16 protein-coding genes are annotated in these 19020 nt (G+C 37.7%); 2 read left to right on the top strand and 14 right to left on the bottom strand.

The features are described 5' to 3' along the window. Positions 1 to 125: 125 nt before the first annotated feature. The 6 genes from rpoD to H3T55_RS07120 all read right to left on the bottom strand — a co-directional run bounded on the left by rpoD (position 126) and on the right by H3T55_RS07120 (position 7809). Entirely contained in the window at positions 126 to 1232 is a 1107-nt protein-coding gene (rpoD, locus tag H3T55_RS07145) for an RNA polymerase sigma factor RpoD (RefSeq protein ID WP_087640128.1), read from the bottom strand. A 77-nt stretch (positions 1233 to 1309) separates the two neighbouring features. Further along, positions 1310 to 3214 carry a DNA primase gene (dnaG, locus tag H3T55_RS07140; protein ID WP_087640129.1) on the bottom strand — a complete coding sequence of 635 codons (1905 nt, stop codon included), beginning with the start codon at positions 3212 to 3214 and terminating at the stop codon, positions 1310 to 1312. Between the two features lie 283 nt (positions 3215 to 3497). Further along, positions 3498 to 4403 (bottom strand): SPFH domain-containing protein, encoded by a 906-nt coding sequence (locus tag H3T55_RS07135; protein WP_412523567.1) that lies wholly within the window; start codon positions 4401 to 4403, stop codon positions 3498 to 3500. 52 nt (positions 4404 to 4455) lie between these two features. Further along, the gene (locus tag H3T55_RS07130) at positions 4456 to 4689 is read right to left on the bottom strand and encodes a hypothetical protein (RefSeq protein ID WP_087640131.1); all 234 of its coding nucleotides are present in this window, start codon (positions 4687 to 4689) and stop codon (positions 4456 to 4458) included. A gap of 29 nt (positions 4690 to 4718) precedes the next feature. Continuing rightward, a complete protein-coding gene (locus tag H3T55_RS07125; protein ID WP_225533927.1) occupies positions 4719 to 7055 on the bottom strand; it encodes a cation-translocating P-type ATPase in 2337 nt (778 codons plus the stop codon). 136 nt (positions 7056 to 7191) lie between these two features. Further along, a complete protein-coding gene (locus tag H3T55_RS07120) occupies positions 7192 to 7809 on the bottom strand; it encodes a lysozyme family protein (protein WP_207114545.1) in 618 nt (205 codons plus the stop codon). A gap of 173 nt (positions 7810 to 7982) precedes the next feature. Between H3T55_RS07120 and H3T55_RS07115 the strand changes: the two genes are divergently transcribed. Further along, positions 7983 to 8702 (top strand): alpha/beta fold hydrolase, encoded by a 720-nt coding sequence (locus H3T55_RS07115; protein WP_225533926.1) that lies wholly within the window; start codon positions 7983 to 7985, stop codon positions 8700 to 8702. Between the two features lie 18 nt (positions 8703 to 8720). Beyond that, positions 8721 to 11300, top strand: a complete 2580-nt coding sequence (gene mprF / locus H3T55_RS07110; RefSeq protein WP_225534144.1) for a bifunctional lysylphosphatidylglycerol flippase/synthetase MprF — start codon at positions 8721 to 8723, stop codon at positions 11298 to 11300. Positions 11301 to 11403: 103 nt separating this feature from the next. Here the strand turns inward: mprF and H3T55_RS07105 are convergent, their stop codons facing one another. The 8 genes from H3T55_RS07105 to H3T55_RS07070 all read right to left on the bottom strand — a co-directional run bounded on the left by H3T55_RS07105 (position 11404) and on the right by H3T55_RS07070 (position 18835). Continuing rightward, positions 11404 to 12297, bottom strand: coding sequence for a PhzF family phenazine biosynthesis isomerase (locus H3T55_RS07105; RefSeq protein WP_225533925.1), 894 nt, complete (start codon positions 12295 to 12297; stop codon positions 11404 to 11406). A 96-nt stretch (positions 12298 to 12393) separates the two neighbouring features. Continuing rightward, a complete protein-coding gene (gene tuf, locus H3T55_RS07100; protein ID WP_225533924.1) occupies positions 12394 to 13581 on the bottom strand; it encodes an elongation factor Tu in 1188 nt (395 codons plus the stop codon). Positions 13582 to 13761: 180 nt separating this feature from the next. Further along, positions 13762 to 13923 (bottom strand): hypothetical protein, encoded by a 162-nt coding sequence (locus H3T55_RS07095; RefSeq protein ID WP_225533923.1) that lies wholly within the window; start codon positions 13921 to 13923, stop codon positions 13762 to 13764. Between the two features lie 12 nt (positions 13924 to 13935). Further along, positions 13936 to 14292: a hypothetical protein gene (locus tag H3T55_RS07090; protein ID WP_087640425.1), complete on the bottom strand. Its 357-nt coding sequence runs from the start codon at positions 14290 to 14292 to the stop codon at positions 13936 to 13938. Positions 14293 to 14553: 261 nt separating this feature from the next. After that, a complete protein-coding gene (gene nagE, locus H3T55_RS07085) occupies positions 14554 to 16542 on the bottom strand; it encodes an N-acetylglucosamine-specific PTS transporter subunit IIBC (protein ID WP_225533922.1) in 1989 nt (662 codons plus the stop codon). Positions 16543 to 16564: 22 nt separating this feature from the next. Next, entirely contained in the window at positions 16565 to 17398 is an 834-nt protein-coding gene (locus tag H3T55_RS07080; RefSeq protein ID WP_087640139.1) for a PRD domain-containing protein, read from the bottom strand. Between the two features lie 303 nt (positions 17399 to 17701). After that, the gene (gene rpoE / locus H3T55_RS07075) at positions 17702 to 18325 is read right to left on the bottom strand and encodes a DNA-directed RNA polymerase subunit delta (protein WP_263864664.1); all 624 of its coding nucleotides are present in this window, start codon (positions 18323 to 18325) and stop codon (positions 17702 to 17704) included. Positions 18326 to 18400: 75 nt separating this feature from the next. Beyond that, positions 18401 to 18835, bottom strand: a complete 435-nt coding sequence (locus tag H3T55_RS07070; protein ID WP_087640141.1) for a DUF1934 domain-containing protein — start codon at positions 18833 to 18835, stop codon at positions 18401 to 18403. Positions 18836 to 19020 lie beyond the last annotated feature (185 nt).

Raw genomic sequence — 19020 nt, 5'->3', positions numbered from 1 at the left:
CTTTTTTGTTACGATTATTTAAAAAAAGAGTGAAGCAAAACTAAACAAAAGTTTTGCTTCACTTTAAAACTTAGATAAACAGCGTCCTATCAGCTATTTTTATTCATTTTTAACTGTACCTATTCTTATTCTAAAAAGTCTTTCAATTGTTTAGAACGAGATGGATGGCGTAATTTACGCAATGCTTTCGCTTCGATTTGACGAATACGCTCACGAGTTACACCAAAAACTTTTCCAACTTCTTCTAATGTGCGAGTACGTCCGTCATCTAAACCGAAACGCAAACGAAGAACATTTTCTTCACGATCAGTTAATGTGTCTAAGACATCTTCTAATTGTTCCTTCAACAATTCATACGCTGCATGTTCAGCCGGACTTGTTGCATCTTGATCCTCGATAAAATCACCAAGATGAGAATCGTCCTCTTCACCGATCGGTGTTTCTAAAGAAACTGGCTCTTGAGCGATTTTTAGAATCTCACGTACTTTTTCAGTAGGTAAATCCATTTCTGCTCCGATTTCTTCCGGCGTTGGTTCTCTGCCTAAATCTTGCAGTAATTGACGTTGGATTCGGATCAATTTATTGATCGTTTCTACCATATGCACTGGAATCCGGATCGTTCTTGCTTGGTCAGCGATCGCACGTGTGATTGCTTGACGGATCCACCAAGTCGCATAGGTTGAAAACTTGAACCCTTTACGATAATCAAATTTTTCAACGGCTTTCATCAAGCCCATATTTCCTTCTTGAATCAAATCAAGGAACTGCATACCACGGCCAACATAACGTTTTGCAATAGAAACAACCAAACGTAAGTTAGCTTCAGCTAAACGCTGTTTCGCTTCTTGATCGCCTTCTTCGATCTTCAAGGCAAGTTCAACTTCTTCTGCCGCTGTCAGTAATTGAACGCGGCCGATTTCTTTTAGGTACATACGCACAGGGTCATTGATCTTGACACCCGTAGGAGCAGATAAATCTTCCATTTGGGCCTTTTCAGCAACTTTTTCATCTTTTTTCAGACTATGTTCACTAGGGTCGCCATTTTCATCTACAACACTGATTCCAGCGTCTTCAACTTTTTGAATCAATTTTTCCATTTCATCTGCATTCAATGTAAATGGTGTTGCTAATGTGTTTGTTAAATCATCATAAAAAACAGTTCCTTTAGGCTTGTTTTTCTTGATAAAGGCTGCCAGTGCAGCTGCATATTTTTTTTCTGTTTCTTTTTCCATGAAAAGAAGGCCCCCTTCATTTTTCCATTCAGCTAAATCTATAAATAATAGTCAAATACATGCTCTTGAACAGTTCGTTAAGAGGCTGTACGACTTTTTTGCAATTGTCTTACTAAGCCGATGACTTCAATGGATAATTCATCAACTAATTGTTTGTTGCCGATACGTTCTGCTTCCTTTTTTTGCTGTTGTTTCAAAGAAATTTGTTCTTCCAAGCTGGAATTTTGGATCACTCGTATGACATCTGCAATTTCACGATCCGAACTTTCTTCAGAAATCTTTTGAAGAGAGATATCAATAGCGAGTTTCTTTGTCGAATCTTCTTTCAAATAATCAACAAAATCAGCTAGTAAAAAATCACTATGAATACTCATATAGCCATCCAAAAGTAAATATAATTCTTGATACTGATCATGAGCAAAACTAAAGTCAGCCAGCTGCATGACCTGATTACGAATCCCCTGTTCATTCATTAAACGATAAATCAATGTTCGCTCTGCCTTTTCTACTTGAGTCAAAGGCAATTTATTTTGAGCAGAAGGCATCGCTTCTTCTTCAAAAAATTCAGGTGGTTCGATCATCCCGTCTATTTCTAAAACAGGCGGCGGTGCTGTTGCTTGCTGTCGTTCGCTTCTTTTGACGGAACGCTGTTGTGTTTCAAGTTGTCTCAACTGTTCTTCCAAAGAATGAAAGGATAATTGAAATTCCTGAGCGAGTTGGTTCAAATAACGGTCTTTTTCTAATGGTGACTGAACAAGTAGCAGCTCTTGGAGTAAATCATTAACATAGTCCAGCTGTTCTTTTTCGTTGTTCATATTTCTTGATAAACGATGATACTGCATTTTAAAGCTGAAAACTGTCTCGCGACCATGAAGTGCAAGCTCACGAAAAGAATCACTGCCGTATTTCCTTAAATACTCATCCGGGTCAAGCTTTTCCGGGATACTAACGATACTCAACTTAAAACGACTATGGTCACTTAATAAGGAAATCGCCCGATTGGTTGCTTCGATCCCTGCTTTATCCCCATCGTAACAAATAACAAGTTCTTGAGCGACTCGCTCTAGCTTTCGGATTTGTTCATTCGTCAAGCTGGTTCCCATCGAGGCAACACCACTAGTGATGCCAGCTTGCCAAGCAGCAAGCACATCCATAAAGCCTTCGAACAAAAAGACTGTATTCTCTTTACGAATTTCTTTACGGGCCTTATCAAAGTTAAAGAGTGTATCTCTTTTATTGAATAAGACCGTCTCAGGACTATTGAGGTATTTAGGCATGTCTTCGCCAGAAAAATCTTCTGTTTTGAGCAATCGTCCAGAAAAAGCAATAATATTTCCACGATCATCATTGATAGGAAACATCACACGCTGATAAAAACGATCCAAAAATTCACCGTTGTCTCTTTGAATAAATAAACCTGATTCTTTAAACAATTCTTCGGCTGTTTGTTCATTTTGGAAAACCTGGCTTAAAAAATCTCTTTTTTTCGGAGCAAAGCCGATTTTAAATGTTTCAATCAACTCTTTCGTCAAGCCACGTTCTAGTAAATAGTTCAACGCAGGCTCGCCGATTTGTGTGTTCATCAATACATGGTGATATAAATCAGCAGCTTTTTTATGCAGCTCGATCAATTTACGATTTTGGCTATTTTCAGCTGTATCCGCATCATAAGAATTGCTCCAGTCGATAGATACCGGAATATTTTCAAGCTCTGCAACTCTTTTTACCGACTCAGGAAAACTGATTCCTTCGATTTCTTGTAGAAAATTAAAAACAGTTCCACCTTTTCCGCAACCAAAACAGTGAAATATCTGCTTGTCTTCTGCTACCGAAAATGAAGGGGAACGTTCTTCGTGGAACGGACATAGACCCATATAGTTCTTGCCGGATTTTTTCAATTGAACGTACTGTCCAACAACATCAACGATGTTTGTTCGTTGCCTCACTTCCTCGATCACTTCTTGAGGAATTCTTTGTGCCACTGTTCTCACCTCCTAAAAAAAGCCAAAAGCTAATTCACGTGATAGTCAGTAAAAAAGCACTGAAACCTTCAGCGCGATTTTAAAAAGACACAATTACACATGGTTCATTGTATCATATTTAGCATTATTTTCAAGTAAATTGCCTATTTATTTTCTTCACTCAAAAATCCTTTTTTATAGTTTACATAAAATAAATATAGTCACCTAAATCATGGTATAAACAAAAAAAGAAGACAGATAATCAACTTACCGTTTTCTTTTCTTGTTTAATACGATATTTCCCTTAAAGTTCTGGAGTCGAATGCTCTTTCTTATCTTGAGCGGACCATAATTCTTTCGCTACAGGAATATTTCCTAATTCAGTCATATTGCTTGGTAAGATCACTGTATTAGTATCACTTTTCACCACTTCTTTAAATGCTTCTATTCCAAGATAAGCTAAGGCTTGATCATTTAAATCACTATCCTTGATTGCCTGATTCAATGCAAAAATCCTTTGTCTTTCGGCTTCGGTTGTAATGCGAATTCTTTCTGCCTCGGCTTCGGCATCGATTTTCGTACGTTCAGCACGCGCTTCAGCGTCTATTTTTGTCTGCTTAGCACGCGCTTCAGCATCGATCTGCATTTGCGACGCATTCGCTTCAGAATCCAAAATAATCGATTGCTTTCTACCTTCAGAAATAGTGATCGTTGATTCTTTATCTCTACTGGCGGTGATCAATTTATTCATTGAATTAACGATTTCATCTGAAACTGAGATTTCTCCGATATTGATTCTATCGATAGATAAGCCGTATCCAGCAGTAATGTCTTTGACACTTTCGAATAAACTCACATTGATTTCTTCCGTACCATTCAGTACTTCATTCAAATCCATTTTACCAATGATACCGCGTAGATTTGATTGACAATCTTGAATCATCGAAGTCACAGAATCTTCGTTGTCATAAACAAATGCACGAACATCGGTTACATGGTATTTGATTGCTTCATCAACTTCCACGATTACGTTGTCTCTGGTAATCACACTTTGAGACTCGATTTCTAAAGGCGTTTGCTTTAGTGACACTCTTCCTCTAACCTTGTAAAGTACCGGAATTAAAAAATGAAGCCCTGGATCGATCGTTTTAACATATTTACCAAAGCTTTCAACGATCTTCACTTCTCCCTGCTGTACAATGATCACCATTTTTGAAACAAGTACCAAAATTAAAATAAGAACGACAATAAAAATTAAAATATTAAGGATTATCAATATAATTCACATCACTTTCGAATAAATAGTTGTTTACAGTTACAAATAATTCTGTACTAGAAAAATCAACGACTTCCAACATTGCACCCTTTTCAGGGATACCGTTGATCACACGATACATATAAGGACTGCCATAGATTCGAACGACTCCATTAAAATTATCTGTTGAAGACCGAAAACATTTTCCAATCGTTTTGCGCATTTGATATTCGCCGCTCATCATTTCCCCTCCTTATTTTTCACTCACTTTTAAAGCTCCTTGATTGTTTTACCTGCGCGTTTCATTTGATAAAATCCAATGATGATTCTTACGACAATATTTATCACCATCATCACAGCGAAGATCGGTAACGTTTGGCTAGTTAAAAATCCGACTTCTAAAATATGGTGGAACAGCATCGCTGCAACATAAATACCGCCGATGGTTGTTACCGCAAGGAAAATCCGTAATGGATTAAACGGTAAACACGCTCTAACCACAGCCATACAACTGATCCCGATCAATAGATAATACATTAGAGTCGTTGTTTCCATTTGGCTAAAGCCTCGTCCCTGAGCAAGCAGGTAAACAGCAACGATGTTTAACACAACTAATACGGCATTTACAGAAGCATTTCTCAAAGCCGTAGGTAAGAACTTCCCTTTAACCTTCCGCTTATCACTTTCGAATGACAGGAAGAAAGCTGGATACCCTTCAATAGCCAAATCGATCAATGTAATCTGAATCGGTATAAATGGGAATGCGATTGCAGTGAACATACAGATCATGGATAAAATAAATGAATAGATCGTTTTAATGAAAAAGATACTGGCAACTTTTGTGACATTATTGACCACTCGACGCCCTTCAAATAAAACATCCGGTAAGGTCGTAAAATCAGAATCGAGTAAAACCAAATTAGAAATCTGTCTTGTTGCGCCGTCTCCTTCTGCCATTGCAATACTGCAGTCTGCTTCACGCAAAGCTAAAACGTCATTTACTCCATCACCAGTCATCGCGACAACATGGTCATTATCTTTTAGTTCACGAACGATGATTCGTTTTTGCTGTGGTGTCACTCGACCAAAAACAGTATACTCATGTACTGCTTTACGAACCTGTTCTTCTGTGTTCAAAGTAGATAAATCGATATATGACTCATAACCGAACAAACCTGCTCTGCGAGCGATATTCGATACCGTCACTGGATTATCTCCGGAAATGACTTTTAAATCAATGCCTTCTTCACGTAAATAAGCTAGTGTCTCATTTGCATTTTGGCGAATCGGATCATCGATTTCTAACACAGCTAAAGGCTCTAGGTGCGGCATCGTTTGCTCATCCAAACGAATGTGTTCAGCAATCCCCAGCATCAGCACACGATAGCCATTTTCCTGAGCATCTAAAACTTCTTTAGGTAGCCGTTCATCTGAGAATAATTTTTCAGGCGCTCCAAGGTACACAGTCCCAAGCTCGGTAAAATCGATCGCTCCCCATTTTCTCTCAGAAGAAAATGGTAAAGTTTGTTCTGCACCATAACGATTTGATAAGTCAAAATGATCTCGAATCGCTTGCATCGTAATATTATTATCTGTACTTTCAGCTAGATAACTTCCTATAATCTGTGGAAAGTTCTCGTGATATTCAGCATGAAGCACTGTTACTTTTTGGACTTTCATTTTTCCTTCGGTGATCGTCCCTGTCTTATCTAGACATAGTGTATCGACATGTGCTAACGTTTCGATAGAATACATATCTTGAACTAAAATTCGTTTTTTTGCTAACTTGGCAACACCTGTTGTCAACGCGATACTAATCAGTAAAACCAATCCTTTTGGCAGCATCCCTAACAAAGCAGCTGCTGAAGCGACGACAGATCCTTTTAGACCTGCATCTCTGATCAAAAATCCTTCTAAAAACAAAATGACACCCAATGGAATGATCACTAAACTGGTAAATTTCGATACTTTTCGAATCGAGTTTACTAGCTCTGATTGAATTGGTTTATGGACCTTTGCTTCCGCTGTAATTTTGACCGCATAGTTTTCAGCTCCGACATGGATAACTTTAGCATAGACTTGTCCACTCGCTAAAAAACTGCCGGAAAGTAGGATATCTCCACTCACTTTTTCGATCAAATCAGATTCACCCGTCAGCAGGGCTTCATTTGCTTCTGCTTTTCCTTCAATTACTTCTAAATCAGAAGGAACCTGTTCACCTGCTGCAATCACAACGATATCGTCCATGACTAATTCTTTGGTATCGATCTCGACTTCTTTTCCATCACGTACGACATGTACGCTTTCTTTGGCAACGATCGATAACTTTTGGACTAAATTTCTGGCATGGATCTCCTGATAGATCCCCATACCCATATTGACTAAAATAATTGCTAGAAAGGCTAGATTAGAATAAGCCCCAACAAAAAATAAACAGATGGCAATGGCAAAGTTCAAAAAGTTGAACAAGGTCATTACATTGTCGTAAATAATGTCTTTCGTTGATTTTGCAACATTTTCTTCGTAATCATTTTGTAGGCCTTGCCTCTTTCTCTCTTCTACCTCCGATTGAGTCAGACCCTGTTTTATATCAAAATTATTTGCCATGAATTAGCTTCCCTACTTTCTCCTTGTTAAAGATACACATTCTTTAGTTTACTTGTTAATAGAAAGAACTTCAAGAAAATCCTTGAGAATTCGTATAATTTCAACAAACGATCATTCTCAAGGATTATGTAGTTACTTATTTGAGCCATTTGATAAATTGCATGTTCATCTTGACAATATCTGCATAAAACATGTTTCCGCCATTACGATATAAAAAACCACCGTTATGAAAAACTGCCTGCGGCCGATAATAACGATACATTTTTTGCTCGTCATTTCCTAATAAAGGCGCCAAAACATCTCTTGAATACTCTTCAGCTAAACGAACGGTATTTTTGCCTCCGCGTTCTTTAACAAATTCAATATAATCCAACCCAAAATTATATGCCTGCACCGCAGTCCACTGATCACAACCAGCTGCTTCAGCCTTTTCAACTGATTGAGCTAAGTAAGCGACACCTGCGTCAATACTCTCTTTGGTCGTTCCGATCATATGTCGTTGACCATAGACACTCTCACTACTTTGCATCAGGTCGTCTGCTCTACCTTTTGACTCTGTATAAATAATTGCTAAAATCACATTCTTATATTCAGGAATGTTGTTTTCCTTCACAGCTTCCTCGACCTCTGCTTCAAACGTCATCACATGTTTGACATTTTTACGAATGTCGTAGCCAAGATAACCCGCTACAATAATCAATAGTAATAATATTAATAATAGTGATCTTTTAAATAATCTCGCTAATTTGCCCATCATATCATCCAAACTTTTTTAAGGTATTACTTATCATACGTTATTCTAAAAAAAAAATCTAAATAAATGCTGAATTCTTTATTATTCTTTAATAAAAGGTTCCTAAATAAATATCTTTTCGGTTTGAAAACGAGTCAAAAACCGATATACTAAGAACGACAGGTGGGAATAAAATGAAACGAGAAAAAAGAGTGTTATTAGCAGCTGATCACAGTCAAATCTATTACGAAATTTGCGGCACCGGCTTCCCTTTATTTCTTCTTCATGGCAATAGCGGAAGCGGAAAATATTTCGAAAAACAGTTACCTGAATTCAGTCAACATTTTAAAGTGATCACCGTTGACAGCCGTGGACATGGGCGTTCCACGAATCAAAGTACTACCTTGTCATTTAACCAAATGGCAGAAGATTTACATTTGATCATGAAGCAGGAGGATATTCGGCGAGCTGATTTTGTTGGTTTTAGCGATGGTGCGAATGTTGCAATGGTCTTCACTAAAAAGTACCCCAAAGCTGTTCATCGCCTTGTATTAAACGCTGGTAATACAACCGTTTCAGGAGTCAAACTTTTTTTTAGAGGATTAACGGAACTAGAATATCTGTTAGTTCGCCTAGCTGCAGTGATTAGTGAAACAGCAAAAAGATATTTGCCAGTTATTCAGTTGATGCGAAAAGATATCGATGTCTCAACAACTGATTTAAGCCAATTTAGAGCTAAGACATTAGTTATTGTCGGAAAATACGATGTGATCAAACGTGCCCATTCGATGTATCTGGCAAAAAATATTCCGAAGGCTTCATTTGTTTTAGTCCCCAGACAAGGACACTCTTTTGCAAGAAAGAATCCTGAGTTATTTAATCAAGAAGTGCTCTCATTTTTATTAGAAAAGTAGGTGTATTTAGTGAAAAAAATGCTGCAATGGTTCAAGGAACGAATCAGTTATTTTAAAATAATCTTTATTTTTTCAGTTATTATTATCATCTTGCGTGAACTTCTTACGATCAGTAAAACGATCTCATTCAATCAATTAGGTATCGTTTTTCAAGATATTCCTCTTTGGAAAATTGCTTTGATGCTGCTTATTGGATTAGTCTCTGTGCTGCCGATGCTTAATTATGATGTAATCCTCAACAAGATACTAGGACAACATCCCAAGAAAAGATTTCTAATTGAAAGCAGCTGGATGATCAATACGATCAATAATATTGCAGGCTTCGGCGGATTGATCAGTATCGGACTACGCTCTGAATTCTACGGTAAAGAAAAAGATGGCAAAAGAGTTGTTCAGGCACTTTCGAAAATTTTACTATTTTTGATGTCCGGTCTTTCAATCTATAGTCTGATTTCATTTTTATTAGTAACACTAGGGCATACAAATGACTATATCCAACAATATTGGGTTTGGTTAATTGGCGGTAGTCTGTATTTTCCGATCGTACTACTTGTTAGTTTTTTCAAGAAAGATAATTATATCGGGGATATCGATAGAAAAACACGTGCTGGCTTGATCTTGACCTCTTTCATGGAATGGACAGGCGTTTTAGGCAGCTTCTTGTTGATCGGCATGCTGATGGGTGTCAAAATGAATCCATTACAAATCATCCCATTATTTATTGCTGCTTCAGTTATCGGAATCGTTTCGATGATTCCTGGTGAACTTGGTAGTTTCGACTTATTGATGATCCTCGGATTGTCTGCACTCGGTATCTCTCGCGAGGTTGTCGTTGCTTGGATCCTACTTTATCGACTCTTTTACTATATTATACCGTTTCTGATCGGTGTGATTTTCTTCATGAATAATTTGAGTTATTCCTTAAATAAAAGATATTCTGGTATTCCCAGAGAGCTTTCAACTGAAGTAGCACATAAATTTGTTGTTTTCCTAATGTATTTTTCTGGAATTATGATTGTTTTATCAGCTACGATTCCTGAAGCTTTTATAGAGTTGACTTGGCTCAAACGGCTAAATCCACTTTCTTTTCGGATCATTACACAAATTCCAGCAATTTTACTAGGCTTTTTGCTCTTGATTACTGGTAGAGGCATCGCGGCTCGTGTGAAACGAGCATATTTTCCCACGATCGGATTGATCGTCATTACACTTGGTTATACCTTTATGAAAGATTTTAGCTGGGGAGTGATTTTATTTCTAAGTTTACTTTTACTTATCATTGTCTTTTCTAAGCGACAATTATTTAGAGAACAACTTGTGTATTCTTGGGAGATGATCACAGTCGATGGCGTGATTTTTCTAACGCTGACAATCTTATATATCGTGATCGGTGTCTATAACTTGCCGGCCTTCCCTCACCACAAGCACAAATTTATTTCCTTTTTCTTATTCCCATCTGAGAAAATTTGGTTATCTGGTCTTATTGGTATTTTACTGGTCACTTTAGTCAGCTACTTATTCATTCGTTATCTCGAAGGCAAACGCTATAAAATCGGTATGCCGCTAGATGACGAACGGGCATTATCACTTTTGTTGAATTATGGAGGAAATACTGACAGTCAATTGGTTTTTCTTGGTGACAAAGATATGTATATTTATCAAAATAGTGCTCAGGAAGATACTGTCTTGATACAATTTAAAACGATCAACAACAAGTGCATCGTTATGGGAGATCCTTCCGGAAATAAAGAAGATTTTTCTGATGCGATCGAACAGTTCATCAACGAAGCTGATCGTTGGGGATATTTGCCTGTTTTCTATGAAGTTTCAGAAGAATGTGTAATGTTTTTACACGAGTTTGGCTATGATTTCATTAAAATGGGTGAAGAGGCTCATGTTGATTTACCAAGCTTTACTTTATCCGGCAAAAAAATGAAAAGTGAGCGGGCTGTTATGAATCGTTTCACTAAAGAGAACTATTCTTTCGAGGTTCTGTCCCCTCCTTTTTCAGATGAGTTAGTGTCAGAGCTAAAACAAGTTTCAGATGAGTGGCTCGGCAGCCGCAAAGAAAAAGGATTTTCTCTCGGTTTTTTCAATGAAGATTACCTAGCTCGCAGCCAAATCGCTGTAGCGAAAAATCAATCAGGAAAAATCATTGCATTTGCAAATATCATGCCGACTTACACAAAAGAAGAAGGAACGATCGATTTAATGAGATACAGCAAGGAAGCTCCCTCTGGCGTAATGGACTATCTTTTTATCTCCTTATTCCAACATATGCAAGAAGAAGGCCTAGCTTACTTCAATTTAGGAATGGCTCCCTTATCGAATGTAGGAACATCGAGAAAAAGCTTTATCCAAGAACGGATCGCTTATCTTGTTTATGAATTTGGCTCTCGCTTTTATTCTTTTCAAGGATTGCGGGATTATAAAGAAAAATATGCAACTGCCTGGGTTTCGCGTTATACCCTTTATTCCAGAGAAAGTTTCATCGCCTATGTTATGATCGCACTATTGATCATTGACAACGCACCTATTGAAAAGCAAAAAAATGTTCACGGGATTCGCCGTATTCTTAGAAATAGATCTCAACGTTAAGAAGTACGTTGTAATTGATACAAATCGTTACAGAATTACTGAATAATCTACTTTTAGACCATCATTGATCATGATTTAGAAAAAAACGAGACAAAACTGATTTTCAGTTTTGTCTCGTTTTTTTCTCATCTAATGTTATTTTTATCTCTTCGTTCAAACAGGCTGTGCCAGTTATTCTGACCGAATGAGCTGCCTTTTCCCCTCTGATCACATCAACTAAAACCTGTCCTGATCTGTTTACATGTTTCCCTTGGAAAACAGTGATTTCTTTTCTCTGATCATCAAGATAAATATGATTTAAAGCATAAGCTCCCATCACACCAGAAGCGGTACCAGTAACAGAATCTTCTTTCGTTCCTGAAAATGGAGATGAAAAATGCCTTGCAGTCATCATAGCAGCTTCTTTTGAAAGCACTGTAAAGGGATGAACAGAAGCTTTTGGTATCTCAGTCAACAGCTCAGGAAAACATTGTGTATCTGCTGACATTTTGTCCAAAACTGTTTCATTTTTAACCGGAACTAGCAAGGTCCATGAGCCTGTATTTCCATATTGAATCGGTAAACTTGGATCAAGATCTGTCTTTTCGATCCCTAAACTCCGACAAAGCGCTTTTTTATCTCCCGTAAAGTCGATAAACTTTGGTTCCGCTTGAGTCATCGTGATTTCACATTGTTCATCATTATAATCGACCGAAAGAAGCCCCGCTTTCGTTTCAATGACTCGCTTTTGATTTCCTTTTCCATGATATAAAGCAAAAATACTCCCCATCGTCGCATGGCCACATAATGGTGTTTCGTGTCCTGGTGTAAAATATCGTAATTTAATATCTGCATGATCACTCGAACAACAAAAAGCTGTTTCATTAAAGCCGACTTTTTTCGCAATTTCCTGCATCTCTTTTGTACTATACTGATCACCGTTTAAGACAACACCTGCTGGATTCCCTTGTCCAATGACCTTAGTAAATGCATCTACCCTCAAAACCAAACACTCCATTAACGAACGCTCCCTTTTTTAGTCCATATCATATAATAAAAAAGCGTATACGTCAAAACAGATTTTTTTGACATACACGCTTAGTACGACTTTTTTCTATTTTTCTATTTCTGTCACAATCCCGGAACCGACTGTACGTCCGCCTTCACGAATTGAAAAGGTCGTTCCTTTTTCAACAGCGATTGGATGGATCAATTCAACATCGATCGTCACATTGTCACCCGGCATAACCATTTCAACATTTTCAGGGAGTTCAACAACTCCCGTTACATCAGTTGTTCGGAAATAAAATTGTGGACGATAATTTGTAAAGAATGGTGTATGACGTCCACCTTCTTCTTTTGTAAGAACATAGACTTCTGCATTGAATTTTGTATGTGGAGTAATGGAACCCGGTTTAGCAATTACTTGTCCACGTTCGATTTCATCACGAGTGATTCCACGTAAAAGTACACCAACATTATCTCCTGCTTCACCATAATCCAATGTTTTTCTGAACATTTCGATTCCAGTCACCACAGCTTTTTGTGTTTCTGGTTTAATCCCTACGATTTCAATTTCGTCACCAACGCTCACTTTTCCTCGGTCGATACGACCAGAAGCAACAGTTCCTCGTCCTGTAATTGAAAAGACATCTTCTACAGGTAGTAATAACGGTTTATCTGTATCTCTTTCAGGTGTAGGAATATATGAATCAACAGTATCCATCAACTCCATGATGGCAGCTTCTGCTTCTGGATCTCCTTGAAGTGCTTTTAATGCAGAGCCTTTGATGATCGGTGTATCATCGCCTGGGAAATTGTACTCATTAAGTAATTCACGAACTTCCATCTCAACTAAATCGATCAACTCTTCATCATCTACTAAATCTGTTTTATTAAGAAAGACGATCAGATATTTAACACCGACTTGACGAGACAATAAAATATGCTCTCTTGTTTGCGGCATTGGACCATCAGTTGCTGAAACGACTAAAATCGCACCATCCATTTGAGCTGCACCTGTGATCATATTTTTCACGTAATCCGCATGTCCCGGAGCATCGATATGAGCATAGTGACGAGCGTCTGTTTCGTATTCCACATGGGCGGTGTTGATTGTGATCCCACGTTCTCTTTCTTCTGGTGCTGCATCAATACTAGCATAGTCCTGCGGGTTTGCTAGGCCTTTTTTCCCTAATACTGTAGTGATCGCAGCAGTCAATGTTGTTTTCCCATGATCGACATGACCGATCGTGCCGATATTTACATGGGGTTTACTTCTGTCATAATGTTGTTTTGCCATAATTTACAAACCTCCTATTTTCTTCAAAGGATCAATAAAAGGATTTTCCATTGACCTTTATTGACCTTTGTAATGCTATTATATACCTATTTAAAAAAAGTACAACTTATATGCTTACTAATTGTAAGTGGCGAAACAAAAATAAAAAAGGATGGTTTTAAGCACCATCCTTTTAATAAATTACTTGTTATAAAATTGATCCATCTTACGTTCGACGTTTTCGCCGCATACATTTGCAAATTCAGCCGATAAGCGACGTAACTCTATTGCATCATCCAGGGAAAGCTCCTCTGTTTGAAATTTTTCGATCAGTCCCAACAACCGTTCTGTATTTTCCTTCATATTTTTCCCACCTTAAATTCTATCAACGACTTGCTCGATTTCCTTTTCATCATAAACCGTCAAAATAAATTTCTCTTGATAAGATCTTGTCATCTCTTTAATTTGATCGATCATATGAGTGTCACAATCAATATAAAGAATAATTGCTTCAAATCTATTTTTAGTGTCGTTTAAAAAACGTTTTAAGTCGTTAAGCGTATTATGTCTTGTCATCGTTTCATAGGCCGGCATTTGTTTTGCTCGAATAAAATTATAAGGAATCTCTCCAGAATATCCGACAACCGCAACTTTCTTACCAGTGTGCTCTCTCTTGACTAAATCCCAGACTTTCTCGATTTTTCTTGAATTCTTTCCTTTAACAATAATCATTGATCTATCTCCCTTTTCTTCATCATATTCAATCAATATGACACAAAGAAACCATAGGATCATCAACTGGCACTTCTTTGTGTCCAGCCTTATTCGCGCAAGATAATCTCCTCCTAAAAACAATTACACATTAACCATAGCATAGAAAAAAAATAAAGCAAGAGAACAAAAACATTAAAAATAAAACGAGGGTTTAAAAAAACAGCTGAACGAGATAGAATCACGACGGCTCTATCTTTGTTCAGCTGTAAATAACGGCTATTATTTTACTGTTACTTTACCAATTGTATCATTGGCTGAAGTTTCTTGACCTGATTTAGCTAGATCATAGTTATCAACAATATCTTGATTTGTAAATACAACGATCAAATCTGATTTTTTACCTGCCGCTTCAAGCGCAGCTAGATCAATCGTAGCGATCTTATCGCCTTGTTTTACTACTTGACCTTCTTCAACATGAAGCGTAAATGGTGCACCTTTTAGCTCAACTGTATCTAAGCCCATGTGTAATAGTACTTCGATACCTGAATCAGTTTGGATTCCTAAGGCATGTTTGGTTGGGAAAATACTAGTGATTTTACCAGCAACTGGTGTTGTTACTTCACCGTCTGTTGGAATGACCGCAAATCCATCACCCATCATTTTTGCTGAGAAAACATCATCTTGTACATCAGAGATCGGGATAACTTTCCCGTTCGCTACTGCAAACAACTCAGTTTCTTTTGTTGTTGCAGCAGATGTTGCTACTTCTTCTTTCACTTCAGGCTTTTTTACAGGTTCACCTGAAATTGGAGCAGCTCCATTACGGATTTTATTCATTTCGTCTGCAACGAATTGAACCTCTGTCCCAACGATTACTTGAATATTTGTATCATCAATGACTTTCACACCTGGAACGCCAGTTGCTTTGATTTTCCCTTGATCGACTTTACTTGTATCAGCCACTGTTAAACGTAAACGAGTTGTACAGTTGTCGATAGAAGTAACATTTGCATCTCCGCCAAGACCTTGATAAATTCTGCTTGCTAATACAGCGAATTTATTATCCCCACTTGTTGCAACATCTGGTGTTTCTTCGCCTTCACCTTCTTCGCGACCTGGTGTCATCAAGTTGAATTTCTTGATTGCAAAGTCGAATACTACGAAGTAAAGAACAGCCATTACCAGTCCTTGAACGATCAACATGTATGGTTGGTTCGCGATTGGATTACGTAAGCTTAACACAAAGTCGACTAGTCCAGCACTAAATGCAAAACCTGCTGTCCAGTGGAAAATTGCTGAGATGAATAATGAAATACCTGTCAAAATAGCATGCAATACATATAATGGCCATGCTACGAACATGAATGAAAATTCTAATGGTTCAGTGATACCTGTGAAGAATGAAGCAAAAGCTGCTGCGATCATCAATGAAGCAGTTGCTTTTTTCTTTTCAGGACGAGCGTTACGATAAATCGCGTATGCTCCAGCTGGTAAACCAAACATCATCATTGGGAAGAACCCAGCTTGATACATACCAGTGACACCTTTTTCACCAGCACCTGACAAGAAGTTTCCGATATCGTTGATACCAGCTACGTCGAACCAGAATACTGAGTTTAAAGCGTGGTGTAAACCTGTCGGAATCAATAAACGGTTAAAGAATCCGTAAAGACCAGCACCTACAGCACCCAATTTAGAGATAGATTCACCAAAAGTTACTAAGCCAGAAAAGACAACTGGCCAAACAAAGAACAATACGCCTGAAGCAACTAACATTGCTAAAGCAGTCATGATCGGTACTAATCGTTTCCCACTAAAGAATGATAAAGCCATCGGTAATTTCACTTGGCTGAAACGATTGTACATCGCAGCTGCGATCAAACCTGATAAAATACCGATAAAGGCATTACCGATTTTCGCAAATGCAGGATCGACCTGCTCAACTGGAATTCCTTTCATCGCACCAACTGCTGCACTTGAAAGTAATGTTGTTACAACTAAGAACGCTACTAGTCCACTAAGGGCTGCTGCACCGTCTTTATCTTTAGACATACCTAATGCCAAACCAACCGCAAATAATACTGGTAAGTTATCAATGATCGCGCCCCCTGCTTTCACTAAGAAAACAGATAAGAAATTCGGATCGCCTAATCCAGTCATTACGTTTGGATCGATCCAGTAACCAATCCCCATCAAAATCGCTGCTGCCGGTAATACGGCTACAGGAAGCATCAATGAACGTCCCATTCTTTGCATGTATGCTTTCATTTTTGTTTCTCCCCTTATTCTTTTATTTGGTCATCCTCAAGCGTTCGATATGAATCGCGAGATAACCTAATTCTTCGTTTGGAACCTGATAATGAAAGTTCCTCATTAACAAAACCTGGACTTTTTTAGAGATTTCATAGCTCTCCGCATATTTCTTGCGGACTACATCTAAAATTTCATCATCCAGTACTGCATATTGATTTTGCTGAAAACGGTGAATAAACAAGCGCAAATGATTGACTAACCTAGAATAACTTAAGCTCATCTTTTCATCATGAATATTGATCCCTAATTCTTGCTCGATTAAATGAATGATTTCTGAAACGATTGTGACTTCACGGATACTTTTACTATTATCCGTCCGCCCGCTGCGAGCACTATGAATATGGATAGCAATATAACCTGCCTCATCATAGCTAAATGGGATTTCCAATGTCTGCGTTAAATATTCAACAGCCCATTGTGCAATTGAAAATTCTTCACTATAAAGAATTTCGATCTCATTTAAAAGTTTGTTGCGCACAATGATATTGTTTTGAATATTTTCAGCCGCAAAGGCAATATGATCACTTAGCCCGATATTGATATGCTCATTTAGTTTTTCACCTAAAACCATCTCAGCATGTGCAATGATTTCTTCTGTTACAAAGAAATACTTTTCGTCGATTTGTGATAGTAGAACTTGCAGTTTTTTTACACCGTCTGGTTCCATCACAAACATCCGCTCCACCTGTTGCGGGAATAACAAGTCATTTTTCTTCTTGTTAAAGCCCACTCCTTTGCCAACAGCTACTTTTTCCTGCCCGACATCTTCAACAAGTACTGCATTTTGATTAAGCACCTTTTTGATTTTCATAAACATTCCTCTTCTGCAGAAGTAGATCGTCCGCATTCACGTGCCAGAGCAACAAAAAAAGCATAGAACAATCCCGTCAAAATATGAGTATATCATATTTTAAAGAAATTCTTCCATGCCTAGTATTATCCAGTCACATGAAAACGCTATTCGTTTTGTTAACAGTGATAGTTTACAAAGATATAGACCATTTGTCAATCAATTTGTTTCTTTTTTTCAAAAAAATGATCAAAAAAATTTTCCATTCAGAAAAATAAAAAAATCAGCGAATGTTTGTATGTAAAAACATTCGCTGAAATCAGTTTACTCTTCTTCGTCGGCATACTCGTCTTCATCGTCAAAGTCGTCATCTACATCGTCTTCATCAATAATAGTCAAGTCTTCTTCAATGCCAGGAAGCTCTTCTTCTTCATCATCTGAATCTGCACCGATTTCTTGAAGATCAGAGTTATATGCTTTGATTTCTTCATCCTCATCGTCATCATCATCATAAAGAATATCGTCTTCATCTTCATCCGTTAATTCTGCATCTTCCGGATCATCATCGTTGTAGTCGATCACGTCTTCATCATTGGCATCAATGATAAAGGCATTGACTTTCTTACGTTTTCTACGGCGTGGTTTATCTTCTTCATCATCTTCTAAACCATGTGTTACTTCTTCGTCGATAGAATCGATTGGATACCATGAGCGCAAGCCCCAACGGTTATCTCCTAGAGAGATAAAACTGCCATCAATATTTAAGTCAGTATAAAATTGTGCTAAAGAGTCACGAATTTCGCTGTCAGATTTTCCAAGATAATTTTGAATTTGGTTTACTAAATCAGAGAAATCCATCACATCTTCACGTTGTTCTAAAATTGCGTGCGCAACTTCGATCATGGATAGTTCATCTTTGTTCAACCCGTCAAATACATTAATTTCCAAACGGTACACGTCCTTTCACAGTCTACTCTTTATCATACAAAAACATGAAGAAAAAATCAATTGATTCTTACATAATTACGCAGTAAATTCTAATTCTAAATGATATTCACCGATTTTTTCTGCTTGAGAGTACAAATCATAGTCGATTAGAATGCTTCCTGCTACCGGCTGATCTTTCAAACTAAAGCGTAGATTGCGCGTGAACGTCGTGATTTGGAATAGCCCATAAGGAGTTCTGTAACTAGTATCTAAACGCTCTTGATAAGCAAATTTCAAACGCATCCGTAATCCTCCTGCGCGGATCAGCTGAATTTTCCCATCAGGCTCGACCTTGATCGTAACAGGTACAGGTTCCCCCTCTTCCTGCTCTTCTTTATAACGAATATAAAGTGTATCGCCAATTTTGACGATTTGACCTTCTAAATCAAAATAAAAATTCTTCTTCTCTCCCTCTTGATCGACAATTGTTTTCAATTGAATCGACACTGGTGTTCCTTGTGATAAATCCATAATGACACGCTCCTTAATTTTAAAGTGGAATGAGCTCACTTGACTTTGATAGAAAATAGGAAAATCAAATGCGGTGCTTTATACCGCGTTATGATTTTATCTTTTTCTCGAAAAGTCAGCTCACGAAACTAGATAATAAAAGTGGAATGAGCTCGTTCAATTTTGACAGAAAATAGGAAAATCGA

It is taken from the genome of Enterococcus sp. S22(2020), from assembly GCF_020295385.1.
In the GTDB taxonomy this organism is placed as follows: Bacteria; Bacillota; Bacilli; order Lactobacillales; family Enterococcaceae; genus Enterococcus_L; species Enterococcus_L dunnyi.
The sequence above is the reverse complement of the archived record's forward strand: the minus strand, read 5'-3'. Positions and strand labels throughout refer to the sequence as shown.